Origin of the sequence: Actinomadura litoris (assembly GCF_009733595.1) — a bacterium.
In the GTDB taxonomy this organism is placed as follows: Bacteria; Actinomycetota; Actinomycetes; order Streptosporangiales; family Streptosporangiaceae; genus Spirillospora; species Spirillospora litoris.
Map to the genome: position 1 here is coordinate 300,553 of NZ_WOFH01000001.1, position 24,967 is coordinate 325,519.

At 70.9% G+C, this 24,967-nt stretch carries 24 protein-coding genes and 1 pseudogene; 9 read left to right on the forward strand and 16 right to left on the reverse strand.

Annotation, left to right across the window (positions count from 1 at the left end):
* The first annotated feature begins 24 nt into the window (after positions 1-24).
* Both GNZ18_RS01365 and GNZ18_RS01370 read left to right on the forward strand, forming a co-directional pair.
* On the forward strand, positions 25-1,032 hold the full coding sequence (locus GNZ18_RS01365) for an alpha/beta fold hydrolase (RefSeq protein ID WP_156214223.1): 1,008 nt from the start codon (positions 25-27) through the stop codon (positions 1,030-1,032).
* A 216-nt stretch (positions 1,033-1,248) separates the two neighbouring features.
* Entirely contained in the window at positions 1,249-2,226 is a 978-nt protein-coding gene (locus GNZ18_RS01370; protein WP_214616304.1) for an alpha/beta fold hydrolase, read from the forward strand.
* Positions 2,227-2,274: 48 nt separating this feature from the next.
* Here GNZ18_RS01370 and GNZ18_RS01375 read toward each other — a convergent pair whose 3' ends face one another.
* Together GNZ18_RS01375 and GNZ18_RS01380 are read right to left on the reverse strand one after the other, a co-directional pair.
* The gene (locus GNZ18_RS01375) at positions 2,275-3,186 is read right to left on the reverse strand and encodes an LLM class flavin-dependent oxidoreductase (protein ID WP_156214224.1); all 912 of its coding nucleotides are present in this window, start codon (positions 3,184-3,186) and stop codon (positions 2,275-2,277) included.
* 107 nt (positions 3,187-3,293) lie between these two features.
* Positions 3,294-3,932, reverse strand: coding sequence for a TetR/AcrR family transcriptional regulator (locus GNZ18_RS01380; RefSeq protein WP_156214225.1), 639 nt, complete (start codon positions 3,930-3,932; stop codon positions 3,294-3,296).
* A 105-nt stretch (positions 3,933-4,037) separates the two neighbouring features.
* Here GNZ18_RS01380 and GNZ18_RS01385 point away from each other — a divergent pair, with 105 nt between their 5' ends.
* The 3 genes from GNZ18_RS01385 to GNZ18_RS01395 all read left to right on the forward strand — a co-directional run bounded on the left by GNZ18_RS01385 (position 4,038) and on the right by GNZ18_RS01395 (position 6,229).
* Positions 4,038-4,505: a cupin domain-containing protein gene (locus GNZ18_RS01385; RefSeq protein ID WP_156214226.1), complete on the forward strand. Its 468-nt coding sequence runs from the start codon at positions 4,038-4,040 to the stop codon at positions 4,503-4,505.
* 420 nt (positions 4,506-4,925) lie between these two features.
* Positions 4,926-5,585, forward strand: coding sequence for a DNA alkylation repair protein (locus GNZ18_RS01390; RefSeq protein ID WP_156214227.1), 660 nt, complete (start codon positions 4,926-4,928; stop codon positions 5,583-5,585).
* 185 nt (positions 5,586-5,770) lie between these two features.
* The gene (locus GNZ18_RS01395) at positions 5,771-6,229 is read left to right on the forward strand and encodes an SgcJ/EcaC family oxidoreductase (RefSeq protein ID WP_156214228.1); all 459 of its coding nucleotides are present in this window, start codon (positions 5,771-5,773) and stop codon (positions 6,227-6,229) included.
* 117 nt (positions 6,230-6,346) lie between these two features.
* Here the strand turns inward: GNZ18_RS01395 and hemC are convergent, their stop codons facing one another.
* The 4 genes from hemC to GNZ18_RS01415 all read right to left on the reverse strand — a co-directional run bounded on the left by hemC (position 6,347) and on the right by GNZ18_RS01415 (position 9,476).
* The gene (gene hemC, locus GNZ18_RS01400) at positions 6,347-7,354 is read right to left on the reverse strand and encodes a hydroxymethylbilane synthase (protein WP_312874242.1); all 1,008 of its coding nucleotides are present in this window, start codon (positions 7,352-7,354) and stop codon (positions 6,347-6,349) included.
* Between the two features lie 93 nt (positions 7,355-7,447).
* Positions 7,448-7,708 carry a hypothetical protein gene (locus GNZ18_RS01405; RefSeq protein WP_156214230.1) on the reverse strand — a complete coding sequence of 87 codons (261 nt, stop codon included), beginning with the start codon at positions 7,706-7,708 and terminating at the stop codon, positions 7,448-7,450.
* A 51-nt stretch (positions 7,709-7,759) separates the two neighbouring features.
* On the reverse strand, positions 7,760-8,959 hold the full coding sequence (locus GNZ18_RS01410) for a helix-turn-helix domain-containing protein (RefSeq protein WP_156214231.1): 1,200 nt from the start codon (positions 8,957-8,959) through the stop codon (positions 7,760-7,762).
* 121 nt (positions 8,960-9,080) lie between these two features.
* Positions 9,081-9,476 carry a DUF3224 domain-containing protein gene (locus tag GNZ18_RS01415; protein WP_156214232.1) on the reverse strand — a complete coding sequence of 132 codons (396 nt, stop codon included), beginning with the start codon at positions 9,474-9,476 and terminating at the stop codon, positions 9,081-9,083.
* Positions 9,477-9,578: 102 nt separating this feature from the next.
* Between GNZ18_RS01415 and GNZ18_RS01420 the strand changes: the two genes are divergently transcribed.
* From GNZ18_RS01420 to GNZ18_RS01435, 4 genes and pseudogenes are all read left to right on the forward strand, one after another.
* A complete protein-coding gene (locus tag GNZ18_RS01420) occupies positions 9,579-9,734 on the forward strand; it encodes a hypothetical protein (RefSeq protein WP_156214233.1) in 156 nt (51 codons plus the stop codon).
* Positions 9,735-9,822: 88 nt separating this feature from the next.
* Positions 9,823-10,332 carry a DUF6879 family protein gene (locus GNZ18_RS01425; RefSeq protein ID WP_156214234.1) on the forward strand — a complete coding sequence of 170 codons (510 nt, stop codon included), beginning with the start codon at positions 9,823-9,825 and terminating at the stop codon, positions 10,330-10,332.
* Positions 10,325-11,176: a helix-turn-helix domain-containing protein gene (locus GNZ18_RS01430; protein ID WP_156214235.1), complete on the forward strand. Its 852-nt coding sequence runs from the start codon at positions 10,325-10,327 to the stop codon at positions 11,174-11,176. The genes GNZ18_RS01425 and GNZ18_RS01430 overlap by 8 nt, the downstream gene beginning before the upstream one ends.
* A gap of 414 nt (positions 11,177-11,590) precedes the next feature.
* Positions 11,591-12,444 (forward strand): annotated as a pseudogene (locus GNZ18_RS01435) (methyltransferase domain-containing protein).
* Here the strand turns inward: GNZ18_RS01435 and GNZ18_RS40670 are convergent.
* The 10 genes from GNZ18_RS40670 to GNZ18_RS01485 form a co-directional block, all read right to left on the reverse strand.
* Positions 12,392-13,105, reverse strand: a complete 714-nt coding sequence (locus GNZ18_RS40670) for a carboxymuconolactone decarboxylase family protein (RefSeq protein ID WP_173390594.1) — start codon at positions 13,103-13,105, stop codon at positions 12,392-12,394. The pseudogene GNZ18_RS01435 and the gene GNZ18_RS40670 sit on opposite strands and share 53 nt — an antisense overlap.
* Positions 13,102-14,565: a flavin-containing monooxygenase gene (locus GNZ18_RS01445; RefSeq protein WP_156214236.1), complete on the reverse strand. Its 1,464-nt coding sequence runs from the start codon at positions 14,563-14,565 to the stop codon at positions 13,102-13,104. The genes GNZ18_RS40670 and GNZ18_RS01445 overlap by 4 nt, the downstream gene beginning before the upstream one ends.
* A 7-nt stretch (positions 14,566-14,572) precedes the next feature.
* A complete protein-coding gene (locus GNZ18_RS01450) occupies positions 14,573-15,844 on the reverse strand; it encodes a M20/M25/M40 family metallo-hydrolase (RefSeq protein WP_156214237.1) in 1,272 nt (423 codons plus the stop codon).
* Positions 15,837-17,054 carry a M20 family metallopeptidase gene (locus tag GNZ18_RS01455; RefSeq protein WP_173390595.1) on the reverse strand — a complete coding sequence of 406 codons (1,218 nt, stop codon included), beginning with the start codon at positions 17,052-17,054 and terminating at the stop codon, positions 15,837-15,839. Before GNZ18_RS01455 ends, GNZ18_RS01450 begins: the two co-directional genes overlap by 8 nt.
* Positions 17,055-17,146: 92 nt before the next feature.
* The gene (locus GNZ18_RS01460) at positions 17,147-18,250 is read right to left on the reverse strand and encodes a GDSL-type esterase/lipase family protein (protein WP_312874243.1); all 1,104 of its coding nucleotides are present in this window, start codon (positions 18,248-18,250) and stop codon (positions 17,147-17,149) included.
* Complete coding sequence (locus GNZ18_RS01465; protein ID WP_156214239.1) at positions 18,247-19,401, reverse strand: CaiB/BaiF CoA transferase family protein; 1,155 nt, start codon at positions 19,399-19,401, stop codon at positions 18,247-18,249. Before GNZ18_RS01465 ends, GNZ18_RS01460 begins: the two co-directional genes overlap by 4 nt.
* Positions 19,398-21,026 carry a urocanate hydratase gene (gene hutU / locus GNZ18_RS01470; protein WP_156214240.1) on the reverse strand — a complete coding sequence of 543 codons (1,629 nt, stop codon included), beginning with the start codon at positions 21,024-21,026 and terminating at the stop codon, positions 19,398-19,400. Before hutU ends, GNZ18_RS01465 begins: the two co-directional genes overlap by 4 nt.
* A 52-nt stretch (positions 21,027-21,078) precedes the next feature.
* Positions 21,079-21,693: a PadR family transcriptional regulator gene (locus GNZ18_RS01475; protein ID WP_214616282.1), complete on the reverse strand. Its 615-nt coding sequence runs from the start codon at positions 21,691-21,693 to the stop codon at positions 21,079-21,081.
* Between the two features lie 74 nt (positions 21,694-21,767).
* The gene (locus tag GNZ18_RS01480) at positions 21,768-23,444 is read right to left on the reverse strand and encodes a thiamine pyrophosphate-binding protein (protein WP_156214241.1); all 1,677 of its coding nucleotides are present in this window, start codon (positions 23,442-23,444) and stop codon (positions 21,768-21,770) included.
* Positions 23,441-24,874, reverse strand: coding sequence for an aldehyde dehydrogenase family protein (locus tag GNZ18_RS01485; protein ID WP_156214242.1), 1,434 nt, complete (start codon positions 24,872-24,874; stop codon positions 23,441-23,443). The genes GNZ18_RS01480 and GNZ18_RS01485 overlap by 4 nt, the downstream gene beginning before the upstream one ends.
* Positions 24,875-24,967 lie beyond the last annotated feature (93 nt).

Consider the following 24,967-nt stretch of genomic DNA (forward strand, 5'->3'; position numbering starts at 1 on the left):
CAGCGGAAAATAAGGGGGTTCTCCATGGCCACGACATACGAGCTCGGCGACTTCGTCCTCCAGGGCGGCGCGACCCTGCGCGGAGCGCAGCTCACCTACGAGACCTACGGCACGCTGGCGGCCGACAAGGGCAACGCGATCGTCTACCCGACCTGGTACTCCGGGCGGCACCAGGACAACGAGTGGCTGATCGGCGAGGGCATGGCGCTGGACCCGTCCCGCTACTTCATCATCGTCCCGAACATGCTCGGCAACGGGCTGTCCAGCTCGCCGAGCAACACGCCGCCGCCCTACGACCAGAGCCGGTTCCCGAACGTCACGATGTACGACAACGTCGAGGCCCAGTACCGGCTCGTCACCGAGCACTTCGGCATCGAGCGGCTGCCGCTGGTGACCGGCTGGTCGATGGGCGCCGGGCAGACCTACCAGTGGGGCGTCAGCCACCCCGAGATGGTCGAGCGCATCGCGCCCTTCTGCGGCTCGTCCCGCACCAGCTACCACAACAAGGTGTTCCTCGAAGGGGTGAAGGCCGCCCTCACCGCCGACGCCGCGTTCGCGGAGGGCTGGTACACCTCGCCGCCCACGCGCGGCCTGCGCGCCGCCGCCCGCGTCTACGCGGGATGGGGGTTCTCCCAGGCGTTCTACTGGGACCGCCTCTACGAGACCCTCGGCTACAGCTCGCTGGAGGACTTCCTCGTCGGCTTCTGGGAGGGCTTCTTCCTGGACGACCGCGACCCCAACAACCTGCTCACGATGCTGTGGACGTGGCAGAACGCCGACGTCGGCCTGACACCGGGCTTCAACGGCGACACCAAGGCGGCCCTCGCGTCCATCAAGGCGCGGGCGCTGGTCATGCCGGGCGAGAAGGACCTGTACTTCCCACCCGAGGACGAGGCGTGGGCCGTCCAGCACATCCCGAACGCGGAACTGCGCGTGATCCCCGGTGTGTGGGGGCATTTCTCGGGCCACGGCAGCAACCCGGTGGACACCGCCTTCATCGACGCGGCCCTCACCGAGCACCTGGCGCGCTGACCTGCGCGACCCCACCGGTCACTCGTCACGCACCGTGACCACCGGGAACTGACGTCCCTGTTGTGGCCGTCAACATCGCCTGTAAATGGCCTTTCAGCACGTTTTCCCTGCAAGACAGGCTGTTGCACCCATCAACAGTGGGTTATGTTACTGCCCTGACCCTGCCGCCCGGGGGGACTCGCGGGGTCGTCCCATCAAGGATCTTGGAGGTCTTGAGTGACGACCAACGACAGCGCCGAACGCACGGGTGGCGTTCCAGGCATCGGACGCCGCGGCCTGCTGGGCGGGGTGACGGCGCTCGCCGCCGGAGGGGCGGCGCTCGCCGTCGGCTCCGGCACCGCGAGCGCCGCCCTCGGGGGGCCCATTCCCGGGCCGGCGTCGCCGCTGCGCATCATCCCCGTCCCCCCGCAGGTCCAGGCCAAGGAAGGCTACGTGCAGGTGCCCGGCGCGCGCCTGTACTACTGGGACACCGGAGGCCACGGCACGCCGGTGATCTTCCTGCACCCCGGCACCGGCAGCGCGGAGAGCTGGCCCTACCAGCAGCCCTACTTCGCCAAGGCGGGCTACCGGGTCATCGCCTACTCGCGGCGCGGCTACTTCAAGTCCGACGCGGGGCCGAAGGAGGACACCGGGACCGGCGCGGGCGACCTGCACGCCCTCATCGAGCAGCTCGGCATCAAGAAGTTCCACGCGGTCGGCGTCGCGGCGGGCGGCGGCATCGCGCTCGACTACGCGCTGACCCACCCCGAGCGGCTGCTCAGCCTCGTGCTGAGCGGCAGCCTGACCGGCATCACCGACCAGGCCTACAAGGACATGCTCAGCAGGCTGCGTCCCGAGGGCTTCTACGACATGCCGGCCGACTTCATCGAGCTGGGGCCGTCCTACCGGGCGCTCAACCCGGCCGGTGTGAAGGAGTGGGTCGAGATCCACGACCGCGCCGTCCACACCGAGGTCTCCCAGGCCAACATCAACAAGCCGTCCTGGGCCGACGTCGAGCGGATCCGCGTCCCCACGCTGCTGCTGTGGGGCGACGGTGACCTGTACAGCCCGCCGAGCGTCCAGCGGGTCATGGCGAGCCACATCCGCGGCGTCGAGACCGTCGTCGCCAACGAGAGCGGCCACATGCCGCAGTGGGAGCGTTCGGACGTCTTCAACCCGACGCTGAACAAGTTCCTGCGCAAGCACTCGCGCTAGCGGGATTCCGGCCCCGGAGCGGTCCAACCGTTCCGGGGCCACTCCGTCTCACAACTGCGGGACGACCTCGGCGGCGAGCCGCTCCGTCTGCTCCACGTCGTCGTAGAGCGGGGTGAGCAGGATCAGCTCGGCGCCCGCGTCCCGCACCTCGCGCAACCCCTCCGCGCACGCGCCGGCGTCGCCGACGACGGCGACCGGCTCCAGACCGCCCCGCCCGTAGAGGCGCTCCAGGGACGCGGCGGACCGCTCCCGGACGGTCGGCGCGTCATCGCCCACGGCGATGTAGACGCGCTTGGCGATGGAGAACGTCTCCGGGTCGCGCCCTTCCTCGTCGAGGGCCTCGCGGACGATCCCGACCTGCTCCGCGAACTGCGCGGTCGTCGACGAACCGGCACCGAAGAACCCGTCACCCCGCCGGACCGCGCGCCGCAGCGCCGCCGGGGCGCGGGCGCCGAACCACAGCGGCGGGTGCGGACGCTGGTAGGGCTTCGGCTCCATGGCCGCGTCGCTGAGCTGCCAGAACCGTCCGTCGAGCGTGACGCTGGGCTCGGTCCAGAGCGCCTGCATCACATCCAGCCCCTCGGTGAACCGGGCGACCAGGCCGTTCTCGGGGTCGACACCGAACGCCGCCATCCCCGGCCCCCGGTTGCCGATGCCGACGCCGACGTCCAGCCGTCCGCCGCTGAGCTGGTCCAGCGTGCTCAGGCTCTTGGCCAGGTGGACGGGGCTGTGCGTGCTCGTCACGAACACCGCGCAGCCGAGCCGGATCCGCTCGGTGCACGCGGCTGCGTAGGTGAGGATCTCGACCGGGCTCGACCGGGCCGCCGAACCGAGGACCTGCTCCTGCGTCCAGGCGCCGTCGAACCCGAGTTCCTCCACGCGCCGCATATGGGCGCGGAACGCGGCGGGGTCGAACGCGCGGTCGTTGAGATCCTGGGGAATGGAGATCGCGAAGCGCATCTTTCCGACACTAACCCAACCCCTGACCTCGCCCTCCGCCCGGGTCGCCCCTGCGGAAGGTGTCCACATATGGCAGCGCGGCAACAAGACGGACCCCCGTCGGACGACTACTGAGACCCGCCCCCAGCGGCGAAGGCGTCCTCGATGTCCTTGCGCCGGATCTCGCTCCCGAGTCCCTCCGGGCCGTCCGCCGCGAGAGCGTTCAAGAACAGTGCTGTCTGACGCTCGGCCATCCGCGGCCAACGAGGCCCGAATGGCAACGGCTGCGTGATGAGGGCGCCGAACGCGATGACATCGGTGGCGTTGACGGCCGCGCGAATGCTCCCGTCCTCCCGTCCCCGCCCGAGGAACTCCTCCAGGTACCGGTAGATCTCCCCCCGCGCCCCCACCGCCTCCGGACTCATCAACGGCGGCGCCCCGTGCAACGGCAGAACAAGCTGGTCCCCGACCTCAACATTCCGCCGCAGATACTCCCCGACAGCCTCAAGCCCAGAACAACGCAGCTCACCGATGCTCTCCAGGATTCCGACAAGCAGCCCATAGGCGCGGTACTCCAGCGCATGCAGCAGCGCCTGCCGGTCCGGATACTTGCGGTACAGCGTCCCGACGCCCACCCCGGCCTCGGCGGCGATGGTGGCGAGCGGGACGCCCCGTCCCTCCCGAAGCATCACCGTGACCGCGGCGGCGAGGAGCCGCTCACGGTTCGCCTCGGCGTCACGCCGGGGACGCCGCCCACCAGGAGCCATGCGCCCAGTATGCCAGCAAAGCGGACGAATACTTCCGCTTACTCGTCCGACCGGCTACACTCGGCCTTAAGCGGATGAAATCGTCCGCTTCAAGGAGGCGCAGCCATGAGCATCCCGTACCTGGCCCAGCGCGAGGACCAGCAGAAACTCGAATGGCTCGACGGCGGCACCTTCTCCGTCCTGCTGGACGCGGCGGCGACCGACGGGCAGCTCACCGTCGGCCGGTTCGACGTCTCCAAGGGCGAGGCGCCACCGTTCCACATGCACACCCGCGAGGACGAGATCTTCCTCCTGATCAAGGGCTCCGCCCTGCTGTGGGTGGGCGAGGAGCGGATGGAGCTGTCCGAGGGCGGCATCGTCTACCTCCCCCGCAACATCCCGCACGGCTACCGCATCACCTCAGACCGCGCGGACCTGCTGATGATCGCCACCCCCGGCGGCCTGGAGGGCATGTTCCGCCAGGCGGGCCGCGACCTCTCCACTCCCCGCCCGGACGACTTCGAGATCTCCCGGGAAGCCCTGGCCGCAGCCGCCGACGCCTACGGCCAGATCGTCGTGGGCCCGCCCCGCTGACCCCGGTCCGTCGGGCGCGAGGGGGGAGCACCCGGCGGACCGGCCCACCACCCCGGCAGCGCGCGAGATGGCCACAACCTCTTAACGCACCGATCCGTTTCGCGGAGTCACCGACAGTACCTGGCCGTTAAGGGGGTCGATGACCACATCGGTCGGCACCCCTGAATCCAATAGCCGTTGTTCTGTTCCTGGCGGAGGCGGCTCCGCGGCGACCGCGAATACGGTCACCCCCGCACCGACCAACCCCATCATTCCAATAATCATGCAATTGACGCTACCACGAAGTTCAATCGAAGAAAGCTAGCAGAAACCGCCGCGAACCACGTTCCGACCCCAGTCCTGGTTCGGCCGTTCACGACCGAAACCCCTTTCCAGCAGGCAACGGCCATAAGCTGATTCCAGGACGAAGGGAGCCCGAGCATGCCGACCGACGACGTGATGGCCGAACTGGCCGCCCTCGCCGACCCGAAGACACGCGCGGTGAACGAACGCCACGGCGACGACCACGCCGTGAACCTCAGCAAACTTCGGGCACTGGCGAAACGGCTGAAGACACAACACGAACTGGCATGCCAACTCTGGCGAACCGACGACAGCGCCGCGAAACTCCTCGCGACCCTGATCTGCCGCCCCAAGAGCTTCGAACGCGCCGACCTGGACGCGATGCTGCGCGAGGCCCGCACTCCCAAGGTCCACGACTGGCTCGTGAACCACGTCGTGAAGAAGAGCCCGCACGCCGAAGAACTACGCCTGGCCTGGTTCACCGACCCCGACCCCGTCGTGGCAAGCGCCGCCTGGGCCCTGACCACCGACCGCGTGACGAAGAACCCCGAGGGCCTGGACCTCGCAGCGCTCCTGGACACCATCGAAGCGCGGATGAAGGACGCCCCAGACCGCCTGCAATGGGAAATGAACCACTGCCTGGCCCGAATCGGAATCGACCACCCCGCCCACCGCGCCCGCGCGCTCGACATCGGCGAACGCCTGGAGGTACTCAAGGACTACCCGACTCCCCCAGGCTGCACGTCCCCCTACGCCCCCACCTGGATCAACGAGATGGTGTCCCGCCAACACCCCTAACACGACATCCCCGCAACGCCAACGGCCGGTGACACCGGGACGGGTCCGCGCCCGCCGAGATGCGTGCGCCCCTGGCCGATACCACCCGCACCGGCATCCGGGACCCACCGCGCCCACGGGCAGCAGTGACACAGCGCCCGAAACGTCTTGACCTCAAGCACAGTTGAGGTCGCAGAGTAGCCTTCATGAGCACATCGGGCCTCGACGCACAATCGAGCAAGGCTGAGATCGAGGCGATCCTGCAAGTGATCGCCACCGTCGAACACGCACAGAACAACGAACTCCCCGAAGAATTCCTCAAGCTTTTCCGGGCCGACGCCATCTGGACGACCGGCGGCGGAAAGCGCCTCTTCGGCATCGAAGAGATCTCGGCCTTCACCCACCAAGTGCTTCCTGGCGGGATGAAGGACCTGACGATCACATTCGAACTGGAGCACGTACTGTTCATCCGCCCTGACGTCGCCGCCGTCAAGCTGCGCCAGATATACCAGACGCCCGAGGGGCCGGACGTGGGCTCTCCGCTGTGGGTCATGGCAAAGGAGAACGGGACGTGGCTCCTGACCGCCGCACAGAACATCGGCGCACCCGATGACGAGCTGGATTCGGCGACGACGAGCCGGCCTATCTTCGACCCCGGCAGATGAGGTCCGAACTCGGCGCCTGGAACCACTGTCACGGAGCAACGGTTCGAGCGCCGTCGCGGACCCGTCCAGTCTCCGCCCCTGCCCACCCAGACTTACGTCCTCATTCGAACCGCGCCGCTAGTGCGGGATGCGGTCGATCAGGTCGCGGGCGCCCTTGCGCAGCAGGTCACCGGACACGTACGTGCCGAGATCCTCACCCTTGTCCGGTGAGGCCCATTCCTGGGAGTGGACGAACTGCGAGCCGTCCCGGGTGAACACCATCCCCCGCAGGCTCAGTTGTCCGCCACGCTCGATCCGGGCGTGCCCTGCGATCGGGCTGTTGCAGTGTCCTTGCAGGCCGTGGAGCATCGTGCGCTCCGCGGCCACACACTGGCGGGTCTCCTTGTCGTCCAGCAGCCGAACCAGTTCGACGATGTCGGGATCGGCGCGGCGGCAGTCCACGGCCAGCACGCCCGAGCCGACCGCCGGAACGATGTCGAGGCTCTCGCCGTGCCGCTCGATCCCCAGTCGATCGAGGCTTGCCCGCGCCAGCACGATGGCGTCGAACTCCTCACCCGCGTCCAGCCGGCCCAGCCGCGAGTTCACGTTGCCGCGCAGGTACTCCACCCGCAGGTCGGGCCGGATGCGCCCGAGCTGCGCACGCCGCCGTACGGCCGACGTCCCGACCAGCGCGCCCGGCGCGAGGTCGGCCATGCACTGGACGTCGCTCGCCACGGGAAACAGCATCACGTCGCTGGTGTCGTCCCGCTCGACGTAGGCGGCGAATACCAACTCCCCCGGACGAGGCACGTCGCCGGGCACGTCCTTCAGGCAGTGCACCGCGACATCGATCTGCCGCGTCAGTAGCGCGCGGTCGATCTCGCGCATGAACGCGCCCTTGCCGCCCAACTCACCCAGATGCCCCTGGTGCCGGTCCCCGGAGGTCTGGACGCCGACCACCTCGACCGGCACGTCCGCCAACTCCCGCAGCCGCGCGGCCACCCCGTTGGCCTGCACCATCGCCAACGGCGACGTCCGCGTCCCCAGTCGCAGACCTCCGCCCCCGGCACCCCATGAGGACCCCGGCTCACCATCGCCCCGCACACTCATCTCCTTCTCGCCCGCGCAAGATGCACCGTGGTCCATCACAGCACCGGCACGGGGAGCAGCGTGGGCGACTCTCCAAGTGAGCGCGGCGGCCGCGTCCGCGCCTTCGCCACGGCCGCCGCGCTCACGTCTTCACATGCCGTTCGTGCGCAGCACGTACATGACACGGTCGGCCACCGCCGCCGTCTCCGAGAGCGGACCGATGTCCTTGCCCCACGTCCACCGGTAGGCGGACGTGTCGGCGACGACGTCGTCGTTCATGCGTGGCGCCTCGGGGTTGCGGACATGCAGGCAGGGCGTCCGGCCAGGCTCGACACGAACCTTCGCGTGCCATCCCCGAACCTTCAGCTCCCCCGCCAGCCGCTCCAGATGCGCGGTGATTGTCGCGTCCATGACGCGAGAAGGTAGCCAGCCGATGACACACAGTGATTCTAGATGGAAACCCTAATGCGGGACGCCCATTCGAGCGGCCATCCCCCGCAACTCCCGCCCCACCGCCGCCTCCCTCGCCTGCGACAGCATGACCTCGATGGCATGCCGCGCGGGACCGCTGTTGCGGATCCGCTGCGGAGCGATTCGCTCGGCGCGCACTAGGGCGGACACCGCGTCCCGCTGACGGCCTGGCATGTGTGCCAGCGCTCGCCCGAGGTCGGCCCACAGCATCGCCTGCCGCTCTCGACTGCCCAACCGCTCCGGGTCAACCGTCTCGGCCGTACGAGCCGCGCCCTCGTGGTCACCGACCTCCGTCGCGATGGCGACGCCCCACACACCCACGTTCGCAGGGCCGAAACCGCCCCAGGCTCCGGGATGCTCACCCATGCGGGACGCGGTCTCGCGCGCCTCGGCGAGGTGCGCCTCAGCAGCCCCGAGGTCGTTGAGGGTCGCGGCGCACATCGCGGCGCTCAGGTGGAGCATCCCGTAGGTCTCCAGCGCCTCAGGGCCGTCCATACCCTGCAGATGGTCGGCCGCATGCGCGGCGACCCGCCTCCCGGTGTCCGTGCCGCGTGGCAGCGTCTGCACCCGCACCCATGCGGCGCGTCCGCCGACCACAGGGTCCTCCAGGCGCGCCGCCGCTTCACCGGCACGGTGAGCGGCCAGCGACGCGAGGTCGTCGTAACCGAGGAACCGTGCCGTCATCGCGACACCGTGGCTCGCCTGGACGAGCAGCGGCAGGGCGCGAAGCTGGTCCGCTTCCCCGCCTCTGGCGACGTGGGCATGCAACTCCGCCAGGATCGGCGCGAGCAAGGTGCCGCGCGTGGCGTAGTCGGCGCTCTTCTCGGCTTTGTGCACTGGCCCGTCCAGTGCGGCGGCGAGGTCATCAAGGGGGCGCGGACGATCGGTCCCGGCGTCGTCCAGCGTGTTGACGGTGAGCGCCGTCCGTAGCGCCGGAACAGCCCTGTGCCCACTGGCCTGGATGGGGTCCTGCATGAGGTGGGGGCCGCCCATGAGGTCGGTTTCGGAGACCTGGAGGGCCTGGGCGACGGCGGCGATGTGAGAGCGACGGTCAAGGGGCTGCTTGCCGTTCTCCACCTTGGACAGGAAACCCTGACTCAAATCCGCCAGATCGGCCAAAGTCCGCAGCGACATCCCCCGCCAACGACGCAACGCCCGCAGACGGGCCCCGATGGTGACCTCGTCGTACATCGGCCTCGCACCTCCGAAGGTCTCGGCGACCCCAGGCTACGGCGGGGCGGCGATGATCCATTCGTTCCAGCGCAGCACGGTACGTAAGAGTCACCTCACAGAATTTCCGCGTGGAAACCCTTCAGAGGGTGTAGACGAGGGTGAGCACTTTGAACTCGCGTTCCATTGCTCGGCCCGAGATGCCGGCGAGTTCTCCTGTGCCCGAGTTGGGGACGATACGCCCGTCGCTGGTTTGGGCGTCGCCGTCGGCCAGGCCGTGGTGCTGGATCACGAACGTGCCCTGGCGGCCGTCCAGGGTGCCTTCGATCCGTTCGGACGCCACGTAGCCGCCCCCTGCCGAGCCTTGGGCCGTGAGGACGTGGGTCACGCCGGTGCCTTCGATGGTTCCCTCGTAGCGCTTCTTGATCGCGACCCGGGTCAGCTTGGGGCCCTCCGCGGGCTCCTCGTAGACCGTCTCGTCGAACTCCACGATCTCGAACCTGGCCTCAACGGCGCGCTCTTTGTGCTGGTCAGACATGGAGCGCAAGGGTAGTCCACGCCTATGACCCCCCGGTGCCTTGACCGGTGGAGGGACGCGGGTTCGGATGGGGGCGAGCAGCCGACCACGGGAAGGCGCAACATGCGGCAACCTCACGGCGACGACGGCCTCACCGCTACCTTCTTCTGCAAGGACCCCGAGTCGCAGGGGGACATCGAGTGCGACGCCCTCTACTCGACCGACCGCGACTCGTGGATCGTCCAGGGCAAGCGGCGCGGTCCGGAGGTCGCGGCCTAGCTCGTCGCCTTGGGAGAGGACGAGACGTTCCTGGAGATCTCCGGCCCGACGGCCGAGGTCTTCGTCCGGAAGTACGTCAGGGAGCGCTATGGAATCGATCTCAGCGGCGCGACGGCTTGAGCTGTTGTTCGGCGAGCCCGCCCAGGAGATCCGGAAGCTGGAGCTCCGGGACCGCTACGAGGTGGACCGATCGCTCTTCGAGGCGTGGCGCTCCGGAGACCGTGAAGCGGTCGAGAAGACGATGCGGGAGCATCGGGATGCGCGTGCGGAGCGGGTCGCGCGCGGCTTTCCCTTCCGGCGCGTTCGGGTGGTGTCCGAGCCCCTGTCGGAGTATCAGCGGATGGCCGTCGAGATCGCCGACCCCGACGAACTCCTCCGGTGGGTTCCCCGGTCAAAGGTCTCGGCGGTGCCTTTGCCGGGGAACGACTGCCTGATACGCGATGACGTGGTTGTCTTCAACCTCATCGGTGGGGATGACCAGCAGGCTGGAATTCATTTCTCGTCCGAGCCTGATGTGGTGAGGTTCTGCAACGAAGCCTTCGAGCGGGCGTGGTCGCTCGGCGTCCCGAACGGCGAGTACGCGTCGTCACGTGTCTGACCTGCAAGCGTCCGAGTCCGCGAGGCGGTCGCTTGGAATCCAGCTCAAGGAGCTGCGGCTCAATGCGGGCCTCTCCGGCGTGGAGTTGGCGCGGCGGTGCGGTTGGCACAAGACGAAGGTGTCGAAGATCGAGCACGGGACGCAGAGCCCGGCCGAGGCGGACATCAGGAAGTGGGCCACGACCTGCGGCGCCGAGGGGCTGGTGCCGGAGCTGATCGCAGCCGGCCGCGAGATCGAGCACATGTGGACCGACTACAGGCGGCGGCACAGGCGCGGGATGAAAGGGCTCCAGTTCCAGGCCATGGACCTGTACGCCAGGTCCAAGCTCATCCGCGTGTACGAGTCCCTGTTCATCCCCGGCTTCCTGCAGACGGTCGAGTACACGAAGGCACAGTTCACCATTCATGCCGGGCTGCACGGCCTGCCGCTCGGTGATGTCGAGGAAGCCGCCCGGAACCGCATGGCGCGCAAGCGGTTCCTCGGCACCGGGGCGCCGATCTTCGCGTTCTTACTGGAGGCGTCCGCGCTGGCGAACAACATCGGCGGCGTCGACGTGATGGGCGGCCAGCTCGACTACCTCGATGAGGTCTCGCGGCTTCCCTACGTCTCGGTGGGCATCATCCCGCAGGGCCGAATGAGGAGCCTGTATCCCGGCGAGGGCTTCTATCTGTTCGATGAGGATCTACTCAAACAAGAATTCTGGTCGGGCGCGTTCCAGACGTCCAGACCCGAGAACATCGCCTATTTCGTTCGTGTCTTCGCGGCTCTGCGCGACCAGGCGGTATTCGGGGCGGCGGCGCGGGACGAGATCGAGGCCGCCCGAGACCGTCTTCGAGGAACCTGAAGCAACTTCCTGGCCCGCTCGGCGAGACCGCTCCTACCGTCGTCGTGACGGCGGAGGGAGACGGCAGATGAGTGGGCGGGACAAGGGCAACAGCGACGACAGGACGAGCACGGACGGGGACCGACCGCAGGGTGGGTCCCGGGGAAGTGGAGAGAAGACGAACGGCAATCCCAACGACGGGAAGCGTTCGTGACCGGCTGGGACGAGGTCATCGGTCAGGTGCCCCGGTGTTCGTTCACACCCGACGTGGTGTGGGTGGACCTGGGGCCCGGCCCATGGGTGCGCGTCGACCGCGCGACGGACGCCGAGGAGTGGGAGCGGGTGACCGCGCTCGACCAGCCGCTCGTGACCCGGTTCGAGGACGGCGCCGCCGAAGGGACGGGCCTTGCCACGTCATCGCTGTCCATGCCGACCATGGTGGTTCGCTTCCTGGAACAACTCGATCCGTACGATCACCACCGCGTGTTGGAGATCGGCTCCGGGTCCGGGTGGACGGCCGCGCTGCTGTCGGCCCGGGTCGGAGCTGAGAACGTGACGACGGTGGAGATCTCCCCTGACCTCGCCGCCCGCGCGGCGGGACGGCTCAAGGCAGCGGGCTTCGAGGCACGGGTCATCGTGGGCGACGGGGCGCACGGGTGGCCGATGGCGCCCCTTTCGACCGCGTCCATGTGACGTGCGCCGTGTCGCGGATCCCGTACGCGTGGATCGCGCAGACCAGGCCGGGCGGGGTCATCGTGGCGCCGTTCAGCGCGGGGTACGGATGCGGGGCGATTCTGCGTCTCGACGTGCTGGAGGACGGTACGGCCGTGGGCCGGTTCAGCGGCTCGGCGGACTACATGCTGCTGCGTTCGCAACGTCCGGCGGGCGGCCCGGCACGGGCGTGGACGCGGGCGGTCGAACGGGACGTCAGGGTGAGGCGGACCCGGTTGGATCCGCGATCCATGCCCTACGGTCCGGTGAGTGTGGACCTGGCCATAGCCGCACAGGTGCCGGACGTCGTCTCGCGGTTCTACTCCGACGCAGACGGTGCGACGCTGTGGGCTCTCGACCGCGCGGACCACCATGGTTCGTGGGCCTCGGTCGACTATGGGCCAGGTGCGCCCGACCACGAAGTCCAGCAGGCGGGAGAGCGCTCGCTGTGGGACGAGACCGAGGCCGCCTACCTCCAGTGGTTGAGGTGGGGGCGGCCCGACATCAGCCGGTTCGGGATCACCGTCACGCCTCATGAGCAGAAGGTGTGGCTGGACGAGCCGGGGAATCCTCTTTGAGTGGGGGGTTGTTCAGTTCTTCTTGGAGGATGGGGACTGCTACCTCCAGGGTTTGCAGGACTATTGTGCTGGCTATTTCTAGGGTGGCGGCTATCTCTGTGGAGGTGGCGCCGTGGTTTTTGGCGTTGGTCATGTGCACCTTCAGGCCCTCGGTGAACATGTGGGTCGCCGAGGCGTCTATGGCTATGTAGATGAGTTCCTTGGTCTTCGGGGGGAGGGCGTTCCTGTCCCAGGGGATCGCGGAGAAGCGCAGGTAGGCCGCGAAGAGGACGGGGGCGTGGCGGAGGACCTCCTCCCAGGACGGGTCCCAGTAGCCGCGGCGACGGGTGAACTCGGCGCGGAGTCGTTCTGTTTCCTCGGTGGGCTCCGGGGGGTCGTCCAGGAGGGGGAAGCCTGTGCTCGCGGCGTGGATGCCCAGGGTCGCGGCCAACTGGAGGGTTTCCATGACTTCTTCGCGGGTCGCGCCGTGGGCCAGGGCGGCGCGGATGTGGCGGCGGATGCCGGGGGTGTGGAGGTGGGTCGGGGCGGCATTCACCGCCAGGGCTATCAGTTCTTGGGTTTTGGGGTCCAGGGCGGCGTGGTTCGCGGGGACGTCTGCCAGGGCGGTGCAGGCGTCCAGGAGTTCGGGGTCGGAGGCCAGGAGTTCCCGCAGCGGTTTCATCGGCGGCCCGTGAAGCCCAGGAAGGGCAGGGCCTTGGTCAGGAGGTAGTACTCGCCGTGGGGCTTCGGCCATTGGGTGACGTTGCGTCCGCTCTCGGCGTGGTAGTAGTTCGTGCAGTTCGCCTCCATCGCGGAGGCGTGGCGGTGGAGTTGGGTGTCGACCCAGTCGACCCAGCGCTCGGCGGCGCCGGGGCGGGTGTCCACGACGCGGAGGCGTTTGCGGCGCATCCGGGCGACCATCCGGGCGGCCACTTCGGCCTGGCGTTCCAACTGGGCGATGATGGAGAAGCCGCCGTTGGTGTTGGGGCCGTAGAGCATGAAGAAGTTGGGGTAGCCGGGAACGGTGATGCCGAGGAACGCCCTCGGGTCGTCCTTCCAGGTGTCGTGGACGGAGATGCCGCCTACTCCGCGTACGTCCAGGGACGCCAGGTACTTCGTCGCGCGGAAGCCGGTGGCCATGATGAGGACGTCTATCTCGCGTTCGGTTCCCGTGGCGTCGATGATCCCCTTGGGGGTCATGCGGGTCACGGCGTGGGGGACGAGGTCGACGTTGGGGCGGTTGAGGGCCGGGTAGAAGCCGGTCGCCAGTACCGGGCGCTTGCATCCCCACGGGTAGTCGGGCGTGAGTGCGGCGCGCAGGTCGGGATCTTCGATGGTGGAATCGATGTACGCGCGGCAGGCCCGGAGGTTCTGCCGCTGGCGTTCGCCGTGCAGGTCGTAGCCCTTGTACATCTGGCGGAACTGGTAGAACAGGCGCAGCCGCCGGAGTTTCTGGATGAGCGGCACCCGGTACATGGCCCGTTCGCGGGGGGTGAAGTCGCGTTCGCCCTTGGGCAGGATCCAGCCGGGCTGGCGCTGGAAGACGTAGAGCTTCTCGACCTCTTCGGCGATCGCCGGGACGACCTGGGTCGCGGTGGAGCCGGTGCCGACGACCGCGACGCGCTTGCCGGTGAGGTCGTGGCCGGCCGGCCAGCGGGCGGTGTGGAATCTGGGGCCCTCGAACCCGTCCAGGCCCGGCCAGTCGGGATAGCGGGGCTGGTTCAGGAGGCCGAGGCAGCTGATCACGACGTCGAACCGCTCGATCTCGCCATTGGGAAAGAGGAGGTCGTAGCGGGAGTTCGCCTCGTCCCAGGTTGCCGATTCGACGCGGACGCCGAAGCGGCAGTGGCGGCGCAGGTCGAAGCGGTCGAGGACGTGTTCGGCGTACGCCTGCAACTCCGGCTGGCGGGCGTGGGTGCGCGTCCAGTCGTAGGTCAGGAAGGAGAAGGAGTAGGCGTGCGAGGCGATGTCGACCTCGCAGCCGGGGTAGCGGTTGTCCCACCAGGTCCCGCCGGGCCCGTCGGACTGCTCGAAGACCGTGAAGCGGGTGAGGCCCTTCTTCTTCAGTTTCACCGCGGTGGCGATTCCGCCGAGGCCGCAGCCGATGATCGCCACCCGCGGGCTTGAACTGCGCCGTGTCATCCGGTCCTCACAGGGATATCAGTTCGTCCATGACCCGCACGCCGAAGCGCAGCGCCTCCACCGGGCAGCGTTCGTCCACGCCGTGGAACATCGCCGGATAGTCGTAGCCGGCCGGGAACAGCATCGGCGTGAATCCGTAGGTCTCCATTCCGAGCGTCCGGAACCATTTGTTGTCGGTGCCGCCGCTGAACACGAAGGGGGCGACGTCGCAACCGGGGCTCACCTCGCGCAGTGCGCGGGTGAGAAGTCCGAACCATTCACCCTCGTGGTCGGAGAGGACGGGCGGGCTGCGTCGGAGCAGTGACACCTCGGTGTTCTCGTCCAATCCGGAGGTGAGGTGCTCGTGCAGTTCGTCCTCGTGGCCCGGGACGAAGCGGCAGTCGAACCGCGCCCACGCCTCGCCCGGGATGACGTTCTCCTTGTAGCCCGCGCCGAGCCGCGTCACGTTGACGGTGCCCTGGACCCCGGCGGCGAACATCCGGCCGAAGGGACCGGTCCGGGTGGCGAGCACGTCCGCGATCTCGGCGGGCGAGGTGAGCGGGCGGCCCGCGACGCGGGAGGCGAGGACGCGCATCGGCTCGGTGACCGTGTAGGGGCGCTCGGCCGACAGCACCCGCAGCGTCGTCTCCGCCAGCCGCGGGATCGGGTTGTCCTGCGCGATCATGCTGCCGTGCCCGGCGACGCCCTTCGCGCGCACCTCGTACCAGCGCAGGCCCTTGTCGGCGACCGACACCGCGAACAGCGGCGGGCCGGACGGGGTCGGCACGTTGAAGCCGCCGACCTCGCCGATCGCGGCGCGGCAGCCCTCGAACAGGTCGGCGTGCTCGGCGACCAGGTGGCCTGCGCCGAGGCGGCCGCCGGTCTCCTCGTCGGCGACGAACGCCAGCACGATGTCGCGGCGGGGGCGGCGGCCCTCGGCCAGCGCGGTGCCGAACGCCGAGAGCGTCATCGCGACCGCGTTCTTCATGTCGACGGCGCCGCGTCCCCAGACGTGGCCGTCGGCGATGTCACCGCTGAGGGGGTGGCGCGACCAGTCGGCGGCCTGCGCGGGGACGGTGTCGAGGTGGCCCTGGACGAGCAGCGCGGGCAGCGAGGGGTCGGTGCCCGGGACGCGGGCGACGACGTTGGAGCGGCCCGGTTCGGCTTCGATGACCTTCGGGTCCAGGCCCATGTCGGAGAGGAGGGTAGCGACGTACTCGGCCGCCTCGCGTTCGCGGCCGCCCGGGTTCGTCGTGTCGAAGCGGATCAGGTCGGCGCAGATCTCCTCGACTTCAGCCATCGGCGCCGCCCAGGGTCAGGGCGGCCAGGGCGTAGGTCCGGACGGCGGCGAGGTAGTCCTCCACCGGCACGGACTCGTCGTCCCAGTAGCAGTCCATCGAGCCGGGGCCGTAGGTGACGGCCCTGATGCCCGCCTCCCAGAAGATCGGGGTGTCGGGCCACGCCTGGTGGAAGCCGTGCGCGGCGTCCCGCCCGGTGGAGGCGCGGTGCGCGGCGGCGACGTCGGCGAGCAGGCCCTCGCCGTCCGGCACCCGGAGGGAGCTGCGCGGGTTCTTCACGCAGGTGGCCTCCAGCGACACCTCGACAGGGAACCCGGTGAGGTCGTCGAGTGCGCGCTCCACGGCGGCGCGGACGTCGCGGAGCACGTCGTCCTGCGTCTGCGCGGGCGGGAAGCGGAAGTCGAAGGTGATGTCGCAGCGCTCCGGGACGAGGTTGTGCGCGACGCCGCCGGAGATCTGCGCGACGTTGCAGATCTTGACGTCGTCCAGGACGCGGCCGTCGGCGGCGGTGATCGGCATCGCGAGCACCTCGCGGACGACCTCCGCCGCCCGCGCGACGGCGTTCACGCCGATGTCGAGCGCGGTGGTGTGCGCGGCGCGCCCGCGCACGGTGACGGTGACGTAGGCGATGCCGCGCTGGCCGGTGAGGACCCGCAGGCCGCTGGGCTCGCAGTTGATCGCGTACGCGCCGCGCAGGCCCTCGCGCAGCGCCTGGCGGGTGCCCTCGCCGCCCTCGAAGTGGTTCGGGACGGCGAGCACGACGACGTCGCGGGGCAGCGGGACGCCCGACCGCGCGAGCATGGCCGCCGCCATCGTCATCGCGGCCGTCCCGGCCTTCATGTCCGCGACGCCGACGCCGTGGATGGCGCCGCCGTCGATCTCGCCGCCGAACGGGTCGCGGCGCCAGGACGTCGAGGGCGGGTAGACCTCCAGGTGGCCGTTGAAGATCAGCGCGTCCGCCGGGTCGCCGGTGCCCGTGCGGGCGAGCACGTTCGGCATTCCGGGCGTGCCCGAGTCGGGCAGTTCGACGGTGAGGCCGGCCTCGGCGAGGGGGGCGGCGAGGTGTTCGGCCGCCGCCGTGAGCGCCGGGCCGTCGCCCCAGACACTCGGAATGCGGATGAGATCACGGAGAAAGGCGACGAGTTCCGGTTCGTGCTGATCGATGACGCCGATCACCCGGGCCGCGTCGTCCCCGGTCGCTACGGTGGTCATGGCATTCGTCCGTTCCATGCGATTCGTTTCGAGCGTAGAAGCCTTTTCCGGGGACGTCTTGAGGCCGCCGGACCAAAGAATTCCCGGGACGGCTATGCGCCCGGCACAGCCATCCCATTAGGGCCGAAGACGAGCGCGTGAAAGCGTTCGGCGATACGCCGATATCCGTCCGCGTTCGGGTGGAGGCCGTCGTAGAGGTCGTCCGCGTCGTCCTCGCCGAACAGTGAGCGGCCGTCCAGGCAGGAGAGCGCGGCGTCCGCGCGGGAGGCGACGGCCTCCTCGATCAGCTCCCGCATCCGGACGAGCGTCAGCCCCGACGTCGAGCCCGTCGCGTGGTAGCGGCCCTGCCCGTCCTGGACGGTGGGCCCGGCGCGGTCCTCGGCGGTCGGGCAGATGATCGGCGACACCACGACCAGCGGCGTCTCCGGGTGCCCGTCGCGGACGGTGTCGAGGAAGCCGTGCAGCGCCGGGCCGAACGTCCGCTCCTTGAGCGAGTCGAGGTTCTGGACGTTGATGCCGATCTTGAGCGTGATGACGTCGGCGGGCAGGTCGCGGATCGTCCGGGCGACGAAGGGGTCGAGGTGGCAGTTCCCCGCGAAGGCCAGGCAGGTCAGGTCGAGCCCGGCGGCGCGCGCGACCCGGGCGGGCCAGGCGCTGGTCGGGCCGCCGGCCTCGGCGCAGTGGCTGATCGAGCTGCCGTAGTGCACCCATTTGCGCTCCGGGAGCCGCCCGGGGGTGACGGCCCCGTCGGCGCGCAGGTCGCGCAGCTCGACGACGGCGGCCTGGGGCAGCCAGACCTCGACGTCCTTCCAGCCGGGGCCGAGCCCGTCGAAGCGGATCGTCTCCGGCACGCCCCGGACGGTGTCGGTGACCGCGCCCGCGCGGACGATGCACAGGTCGCCGTCCCGGACGGGGCGGGAGAGCACGCGCGTCCCGTCCACGACCGCGTCGAACGCGACGGGGAACAGGGGGAAGTAGGCGTTGCGGAACCGCGTCACGAAGACGTCCAGCTCCAGGGCGCCCGCGTCGGTGCGCAGGACGAGCCGCACCCCGGCGGGGCGCGGCACCATCAGCCGCATGTAGGGGTCGGTGATCTGCGGGCGCGTCCACGCGGGCAGCCGGCGCGGGATCAGGCCGGTCTCGGTGCGCTCGATGTCGAGGGCGCCCGCCAGCAGGCCGTCGAAGGCGGCGGTCACGACGCGTCCTCCGTCCGGGGGCGGCGGGGTTCCTCCGCCAGCCAGCGTTCCAGCAGGTGGTCGTGCTCGCCCCGGTCGGGCGCGCGGCGGAACTCGCGGACGGTCCCGGTCGTGCGGACGCCGCCCGCGAGCGTCCGGAACCCGTCGGCCTCCTCGGTGACCAGGCCGCGGGCCAGCGTGTGCGGCAGGTCGAGGGCCTCGCGGACGCCGAGCACCGGCCCGCACGGCACACCGGCCCCGGCGAGCAGGGCGAGGGCCTGTTCGCAGGTCAGGTGCGCGAGCGCCGCCTCGACCTCGCGCCGCAGCGGTTCGCGGTTGCGGCCGCGCTCGGCGTCGGTGGCGTAGCGCTCGTCCTCCAGCCAGCGGGGCCGGTCCAGGACGGCGGCGAGCCGGGCGAACAGCGCGTCGCCGGCGACCGCGATCGTGATCGTGCCGTCCTTGGCCGCGAACGTCCCGTACGGCGCGCTGATCGCGTGGTGGCCGCCGGTCGGCAGCACGGGCTCGTCGGTGTGCAGCGCCCGCATCGCGACCGACTCCAGGACGGAGACCAGGCCGTCGAACATGGACACGTCGATGTGCTGGCCCCGGCCCGTCCGCTCGCGCTCGCGCAGCGCCGACAGCACCGCGACCGTCGCGTAGAGCGCGGGCACGATGTCGCCGACGCTGACGCCGACGCGGACGCCGGGCCCGCCCTCCGGCCCGGTGACCGACATCAGCCCCGACATGGCCTGCACGATCAGGTCGTAGGCGGGACGGTCGGCGAGCGGCCCGCCGCGTCCGAACCCGCTGATGGAGACCGCGACGAGCCCCGGGTTGAGGCGCGCCAGCTCCGCGGGCGGGAACCCGAGCCGGTCGAGCACGCCGGGCCGGAAGTTCTCGACCAGCACGTCGGAGCGCTCGACCAGCCTGGCGAACCGCTCCCGGTCGGCGGGGTCCTTGAGGTTCAGCGTCACGCCGAGCTTGTTGCGGTTGAGGAGCCGGTGGAAGGTGCTCTCGCCGTCGACGAACGGGCCGAAGTGGCGGCCGTCGTCGCCCGCCGGGGACTCCACCTTGACGACCTCGGCGCCGAGGTCGGCGAGCATCCGCGTGCACAGCGGGCCGGACAGGATCCGGCTCAGGTCCAGGACGCGCACGTCCTCAAGCGCGGTCATCCGAACCACCGCAGGCCGCTCGCGCGGACGGCGTCGGCCGCGTCCTCGTATCCGGCGTCGGCGTAGCGCATGATCCCGATGCCGGTGTCGGCGGTGAGCGCGGAGCGGATCCGGTCGTCGGCGGCGCCGGTGCCGTCGGCGATCAGCGTGACCCCCGCGCTCTGCATGTAGCCCGCGTAGCCGCCTCCCCCGGCGTGGATCGCGACGAGGTCGGCGCCCGAACCGGCGTTGAGCAGCGCGTTCAGCAGCGGCCAGTCGGAGACGGCGTCCGAGCCGTCCGGCATGTTCTCGGTCTCGCGCAGCGGCTGCGACACCCCGCCCGCGTCGAGGTGGTCGCGGGTGAAGGCGATCGGGCCCTTCAGCTCGCCGCGCCGGACGGCGTCGTTGACCAGCAGCGCGAGCCGCGCGCGCTCACCGTGCGCCAGCCAGGAGATGCGCGAGGGCAGCCCCGCCTGCCGGACGTGCTCGCGCGCGATCGGGATCCACCGCTGGACGAGGTCGTTGCCGGGGAACTCCCGGACGACCAGGTCGTCGATGTGGTCGATGTCGGCGACGTCCCCGGACGAGGCGACCCACCGGAACGGCCCGAGGCCGCGGCAGAACAGCGGCCGGATGTAGCGCTCGATGAAGATCGGGATGCGGAAGGCGTCCACGCCGTTCTCCGCCGCCTGCGCGCGCAGGTTGTTGCCGTACTCGAAGACGATCGCGCCGTCCTCCTGCCAGGCGAGCATGGCCTCCACGTGCGCGGCGATGGACGCGCGCGCCCGGCGGGTCAGCTCGCCGGGGTCGTCGGTCCGCAGCTCCGCCGCCTCCGCCGGGGACATCCCGGCCGGGACGTACCCGTAGAGCAGGTCGTGCGCGGCCGTCTGGTCGGTGACGACGTCCGGGACGACGCCGCGTCCGCGCAGCGCGGGCAGCACCTCGGCGGCGTTGCCGAGCAGCCCGATCGACTCCGCGGTGCGGGCCGCGACGGCGTCCCGCGCCCAGGCGAGCGCCTCGTCGAGGGACTCGGTGGCGCGGTCGAGGTAGCCGCCGTCGATCCGCCGCCGGATCCGGTCGGGGTCGACCTCGACGCACAGCGCGACGCCGCCCGCCATCACCGTCGCCAGCGGCTGCGCGCCGCCCATGCCGCCGAGCCCGGCGGTCACGACGAGTCGTCCGGCCAGGTCGCCGCCGAAGTGCGCGTCGGCGACGGCGGCGAGCGTCTGGTAGGTGCCCTGGACGATGCCCTGCGAGCCGATGTACTGCCAGTCGCCCGCGGTGTAGCCGCCCCAGGCGATCAGCCCGCGCCGCTCCAGCTCGTAGAAGTGCTCGCCGGTGGCCCAGCGCCCGACGAGGTTGCTGTTGGCCATGAGGACCAGCGGCGCCCGCGTCCCGGTGGGGAACACCCCGATCGGCTTGCCGGACTGGACGACGAGCGTCTCGTGCTCCTCCAGCTCCGACAGCGCCGCGACGATCTGCTTCAGCGCGTCGTGGTCGCGGGCCGCCTTGGCCAGCCCGGCGTAGACGATCAGCTCGCCGGGCCGTTCCGCGTGCGCCAGGGTGTTCTCCAGCATCCGCAGCAGCGTCTCCTGGCGCGGACCCCGGCAGCGCGTCCCGCCTCCGGCGGCGTCGGCGATCACCATGCTGGCCCTTCCTTCCCGCGGCGGGGGCCGCGTGTCGCGGGGCGCGGTGTGCTCAGCCCGGGTGGTGCCCCGATCCCCCATCCGGCGGCCCGGCGGTGCCCTCGGCGGCGACCGGCGCGGTCCGGGCCAGCGCGCCGCTCACGCCCGACTCGCGGACGTCCTCCCAGAACGACAGGCAGGCCGCCTCGATCCGCACGCCGAGGACGAGCGGCGCGACCCGCTTCTCCAGGTCGGGAACGGTGCCGAGGCGCTCCAGCGTCTCCCGGAACCCGGCGAGCCGCTCGCCGTGGTAGCCGGCCTGCGCCTCGGCGAGCCGCTCGACCGTCCCCGCGTCGCCCAGCTCGCTGAAGAACAGTTTCAGCTCCGCCTCGTTGCGGACCTGGAAGACTTCGGTGCCGGGGTCGCCGAGCCACGCGCGCAGCGCGTCGCGTCCGGCGGGGGTCAGCGAGTACGTGCGGCGGCGGCGGCCCTGCGTCTCGGCCGACTCCTCCAGGAGGCCGGCCTCGGCCAGCCGCTTCGGCTCCACGTAGAGCTGGCTGTGCGGAAACGGCCAGAAGTACCCGACGGAGCGCTCGACAGCCCGCTTGAGCTGGTACGACGAGCTCGGCCCGCGCAGGCCGATCAGGCCGAGCACCAGGTACGAGCTGGACGAGAGGTGGATCGTCATGGATCGAACTGTACCATCCATTCTGGACGGTCATAGGGCTCGCTCGTCTCCCGTTCGGCACCATGGGCGAAGGCTCAGCTCAGCAGTCGCTGGCGGCCGATCCGGCGTTTCATCGGCGCCAGCGCGGTCAGGTCGATCTCGATCAGATACGGGCCCGATCCGGCGACCGAGCGGGTCAGCGCCCGGTCGAAGCCCGCGACGTCGGTGACCTTCTCCCCGCGCACGCCCATCGCCGCCGCGAGCGCGACGAAGTCGGGGGTGTGCAGGTCGACGTCGTTGCGGGCGCCGTCGAAGGTCGCGCGCTGGACGTCGCGCAGCACCCCGTACCCCTGGTCGTTGAACACGCAGACGGTCACCGGCGCGTCCGCCTGCGCGAGCGTCGACAGCTCGCCGATCGACAGCATGATGCCGCCGTCGCCGTGGATGACGACGGTCCGCTCGCCGCTGCCGATCGCGGCGCCGATCCCGAGCGGCAGCCCGGGGCCGATCGCGGCGGACGCGGGGTGCAGCGAGGTCCGCGCCGCCAGGATCGGCAGCAGCCGGTCGCCCCAGGCGTAGGCGGGCACGGTCGAGTCCCGGACGACCACGCCCGTGCGCGGCAGCACGCGCCGGACGACGTCCACGATCGCGCGGTGGTCGGGGCCGAGCGCCTCCAGCGACGCCTCCCGCGCCCGCGCGGCGGCCTCGCGCGCGCCGGGGACCCAGTCGGCGGCGGCGTCGCAGGTGGCCACCCGCTCGTCCAGCGCGCGGAGGGTCGCGCGGGCGTCGCCGTGCAGCGCGACGGCGGGCGGGTAGGTCCGGCCGAACACGCTCGTGTCGGCGTCGGCGTGGATGAGCTTGTCGGTGAGGCACAGGCGCCACGCGTCCGTCGTGTACATCTGGAACCGCGCGCCCACGGCGAGGACGACGTCGGCGCTCTCCACGACCTCGCGCAGCGGCGGTGTCGTGACCAGCGCGCCGAGGCAGAGCGGGTGGTCCTCGGGCAGCGCGCCGCGTCCCTGGACGGACGTCACCACCGGGATCTCCAGCCGGTCGACGAGATGGCGCAACTCCGGCCAGGCGCCGCCGCTCAGCACGCCGCCGCCCGCCCAGATCAGCGGCCGCCGCGCCCCCGCGAGCAGGTCGGCCGCCGCGCGCAGCCGGTCCTCGGGCGGCACCGGGTGGACGTCCGGCGCGGGCCCCGGCACCGTCAGCGACTCCGGTACGGACGCGTACTGGAGGTCGACGGGGATCTCGACGGCGGTGGGGCGCGGCGCCCCCGTCCCCGCCGCGCGTCCGGCCGCGACGACCGTGTCGGCGATGTCCTCGGCGCGGCGCACCGTCCAGGACTCGCGGGTGAGCGTGCGCAGCATCGTGAGCTGCTGCTCCGCCTCGTGCAGGTAGCCCTTGGCGCGGCCGTAGAAGCGGCTCTCGATCTGCCCGGTGATCAGCAGCACCCGCGACCCCGCGAAGTGCGCCTCGAACAGCCCGCCCATCGTGTTGGCCGTGCCGGGGCCGGTCGAGGCCAGCGCGACGCCGAGCCGTCCGGTGACGCGGGCGTAGCCGTCAGCCGCGTGCACGGCGCCCTGCTCGTGGCGGACGTTCACGACCGTGATGCCGTGGTGGGGGCCGTTGTGCCGGCGGATCGCGTCCAGGATCGGCAGGTTGTGGACGCTCGCCACGCCGAACACGTGCTCGACGCCGAGCGCGAGCAGCGCCTCCGCGACGAGGTCCCCTCCGTTGCGGGCCCTGTCGCCCGTCGGGGCGCTCATCGGGCCGCCGCCGTGCGCCGCTGGATCGACTTCAGCTCGGTGAACTGCGCGATGCCGTGCGCGCCCAGCTCGCGGCCGTAGCCCGACTGCTTGTGGCCGCCGAACGGCGCGAGCCCGTTGAACGGGGCGCCGTTGATCTCGATGCTGCCCGCCTCGATCCGCTCGGCGACCCGCAGCGCGTGCTCCTCGTCGCGCGACCAGACCGCGCCCGCGAGCCCGTACGGGGTGCCGTTGGCGATCGCGACCGCCTCGTCCTCCCCGACGTAGGGGATCACCGCGAGGACCGGCCCGAACACCTCCTGCTGCGCGAGGACGATGCGCGGGTCGGAGACGGCGAACGCGGCCGGGCCGGTGAAGAACCCGGCGCGCGGCAGCTCCGCGTCCGGGTAGGCCCAGATCGTGCGGGCGCCGTCGACGAGCGCGCGTTCGATGTGGTCGGTCACGCGGTGCCGCTGGCTCGCGCTGGCGAGCGGGCCGACGTCGGCGTCCGGGTCGTCGGACGGCCCGACCCGGTACCCGGCGAGCGCCGCCGCGACCAGCTCCTCGGCGTCCGGCATCGACTCGAACGGGACGAGCAGCCGGGTCAGCGCGGTGCAGGTCTGCCCGGTGTTGATCGCGACCGTGCGGACGACGCGCTCGACCGCCGCCTCCAGGTCCCCGTCCGGCAGCACGATCGCGGCGGACTTGCCGCCCAGCTCCAGCGTCACCCGCTTGATGGACGCGGCGGCCAGCTCGGCGACCCGGCGACCCGCCCGGGTCGAGCCGGTCAGCGACACCATCGACACCCCGGGGTGGCGGGTCATGTACTCGCCGACGTGCAGGCCGTTGCCGAACACCAGGTTGAGCGCGCCGGGCGGCGCGCCCGCCGCGTGCACGGCCTCGGCCAGCACGTAGGCGTCCAGCGGCGTGATCTCGCTCGGCTTGAGCACGACCGGGCAGCCCGCCGCGAGCGCCGGGCCGAGCTTGGCGGCGGTCTGGAGCAGCGGGAAGTTCCAGGGGGTCATCGCGGCCACCACGCCGACCGGCTCGCGGAGCACGGTGGACCCGCCGATCCGCTCGGTGAAGTCCATCCCGCGCGCCGCCGCCGCGCTGTTGCGGAACGTTCCGATCGCGGTCCGCACCTGGTAGCCGAGGCAGTGCTTGCGCGGCATGCCCATCTCGCTGGAGATCAGCTCGGCGAGCCCGCCCTCCCGCGCCGCCAACTCGCCCGCGACGCGGTCGAGGAGGGCGGCCCGCTCGTCCGGCGGCATCGCCCGCAGGACGGGGCGGGCCCGCCCGGCCGCCTCGACGGCCCGGTCCATGTCGTCGGTGGAGGACTCGCGGACGGTGGCGACGCACTGCCCGGTCGAGGGGTCGATGACCGCGATGACGTCGTCGCCATTGTTCTCGACCCATTGCCCGTCGATGTATGTGTCCGCACGATGGTCCATGACGCTCCGCTCACCAGGTCCTGGGCGATTGGTCTCGAAGCCTAGGATCAAACGGCGAAGACCTGTTCGGGCCGGGCCACCAAAGAAATCCGG

What these genes read in the sequence shown, in the direction of transcription:
- GNZ18_RS01445 (WP_156214236.1), bottom strand. Translation starts at nt 14,565, where the DNA reads ATGACACGGCGCAGTTCAAGCCCGCGGGTGGCGATCATCGGCTGCGGC.
- GNZ18_RS01380 (WP_156214225.1), bottom strand. Translation starts at nt 3,932, where the DNA reads ATGGCTCCTGGTGGGCGGCGTCCCCGGCGTGACGCCGAGGCGAACCGT.
- GNZ18_RS01395 (WP_156214228.1), top strand. Translation starts at nt 5,771, where the DNA reads ATGAGCACATCGGGCCTCGACGCACAATCGAGCAAGGCTGAGATCGAG.
- GNZ18_RS01405 (WP_156214230.1), bottom strand. Translation starts at nt 7,708, where the DNA reads ATGGACGCGACAATCACCGCGCATCTGGAGCGGCTGGCGGGGGAGCTG.
- GNZ18_RS01420 (WP_156214233.1), top strand. Translation starts at nt 9,579, where the DNA reads ATGCGGCAACCTCACGGCGACGACGGCCTCACCGCTACCTTCTTCTGC.
- GNZ18_RS01465 (WP_156214239.1), bottom strand. Translation starts at nt 19,401, where the DNA reads ATGACCGCGCTTGAGGACGTGCGCGTCCTGGACCTGAGCCGGATCCTG.
- GNZ18_RS01415 (WP_156214232.1), bottom strand. Translation starts at nt 9,476, where the DNA reads ATGTCTGACCAGCACAAAGAGCGCGCCGTTGAGGCCAGGTTCGAGATC.
- GNZ18_RS01450 (WP_156214237.1), bottom strand. Translation starts at nt 15,844, where the DNA reads ATGGCTGAAGTCGAGGAGATCTGCGCCGACCTGATCCGCTTCGACACG.
- GNZ18_RS01480 (WP_156214241.1), bottom strand. Translation starts at nt 23,444, where the DNA reads ATGAGCGCCCCGACGGGCGACAGGGCCCGCAACGGAGGGGACCTCGTC.
- GNZ18_RS01485 (WP_156214242.1), bottom strand. Translation starts at nt 24,874, where the DNA reads ATGGACCATCGTGCGGACACATACATCGACGGGCAATGGGTCGAGAAC.
- GNZ18_RS01390 (WP_156214227.1), top strand. Translation starts at nt 4,926, where the DNA reads ATGCCGACCGACGACGTGATGGCCGAACTGGCCGCCCTCGCCGACCCG.
- GNZ18_RS01375 (WP_156214224.1), bottom strand. Translation starts at nt 3,186, where the DNA reads ATGCGCTTCGCGATCTCCATTCCCCAGGATCTCAACGACCGCGCGTTC.
- GNZ18_RS01365 (WP_156214223.1), top strand. Translation starts at nt 25, where the DNA reads ATGGCCACGACATACGAGCTCGGCGACTTCGTCCTCCAGGGCGGCGCG.
- GNZ18_RS01385 (WP_156214226.1), top strand. Translation starts at nt 4,038, where the DNA reads ATGAGCATCCCGTACCTGGCCCAGCGCGAGGACCAGCAGAAACTCGAA.
- GNZ18_RS01425 (WP_156214234.1), top strand. Translation starts at nt 9,823, where the DNA reads ATGGAATCGATCTCAGCGGCGCGACGGCTTGAGCTGTTGTTCGGCGAG.
- GNZ18_RS01455 (WP_173390595.1), bottom strand. Translation starts at nt 17,054, where the DNA reads ATGACCACCGTAGCGACCGGGGACGACGCGGCCCGGGTGATCGGCGTC.
- hutU (WP_156214240.1), bottom strand. Translation starts at nt 21,026, where the DNA reads ATGGTGATCGCCGACGCCGCCGGAGGCGGGACGCGCTGCCGGGGTCCG.
- GNZ18_RS40670 (WP_173390594.1), bottom strand. Translation starts at nt 13,105, where the DNA reads ATGAAACCGCTGCGGGAACTCCTGGCCTCCGACCCCGAACTCCTGGAC.
- GNZ18_RS01475 (WP_214616282.1), bottom strand. Translation starts at nt 21,693, where the DNA reads ATGACGATCCACCTCTCGTCCAGCTCGTACCTGGTGCTCGGCCTGATC.
- hemC (WP_312874242.1), bottom strand. Translation starts at nt 7,354, where the DNA reads ATGGACCACGGTGCATCTTGCGCGGGCGAGAAGGAGATGAGTGTGCGG.
- GNZ18_RS01410 (WP_156214231.1), bottom strand. Translation starts at nt 8,959, where the DNA reads ATGTACGACGAGGTCACCATCGGGGCCCGTCTGCGGGCGTTGCGTCGT.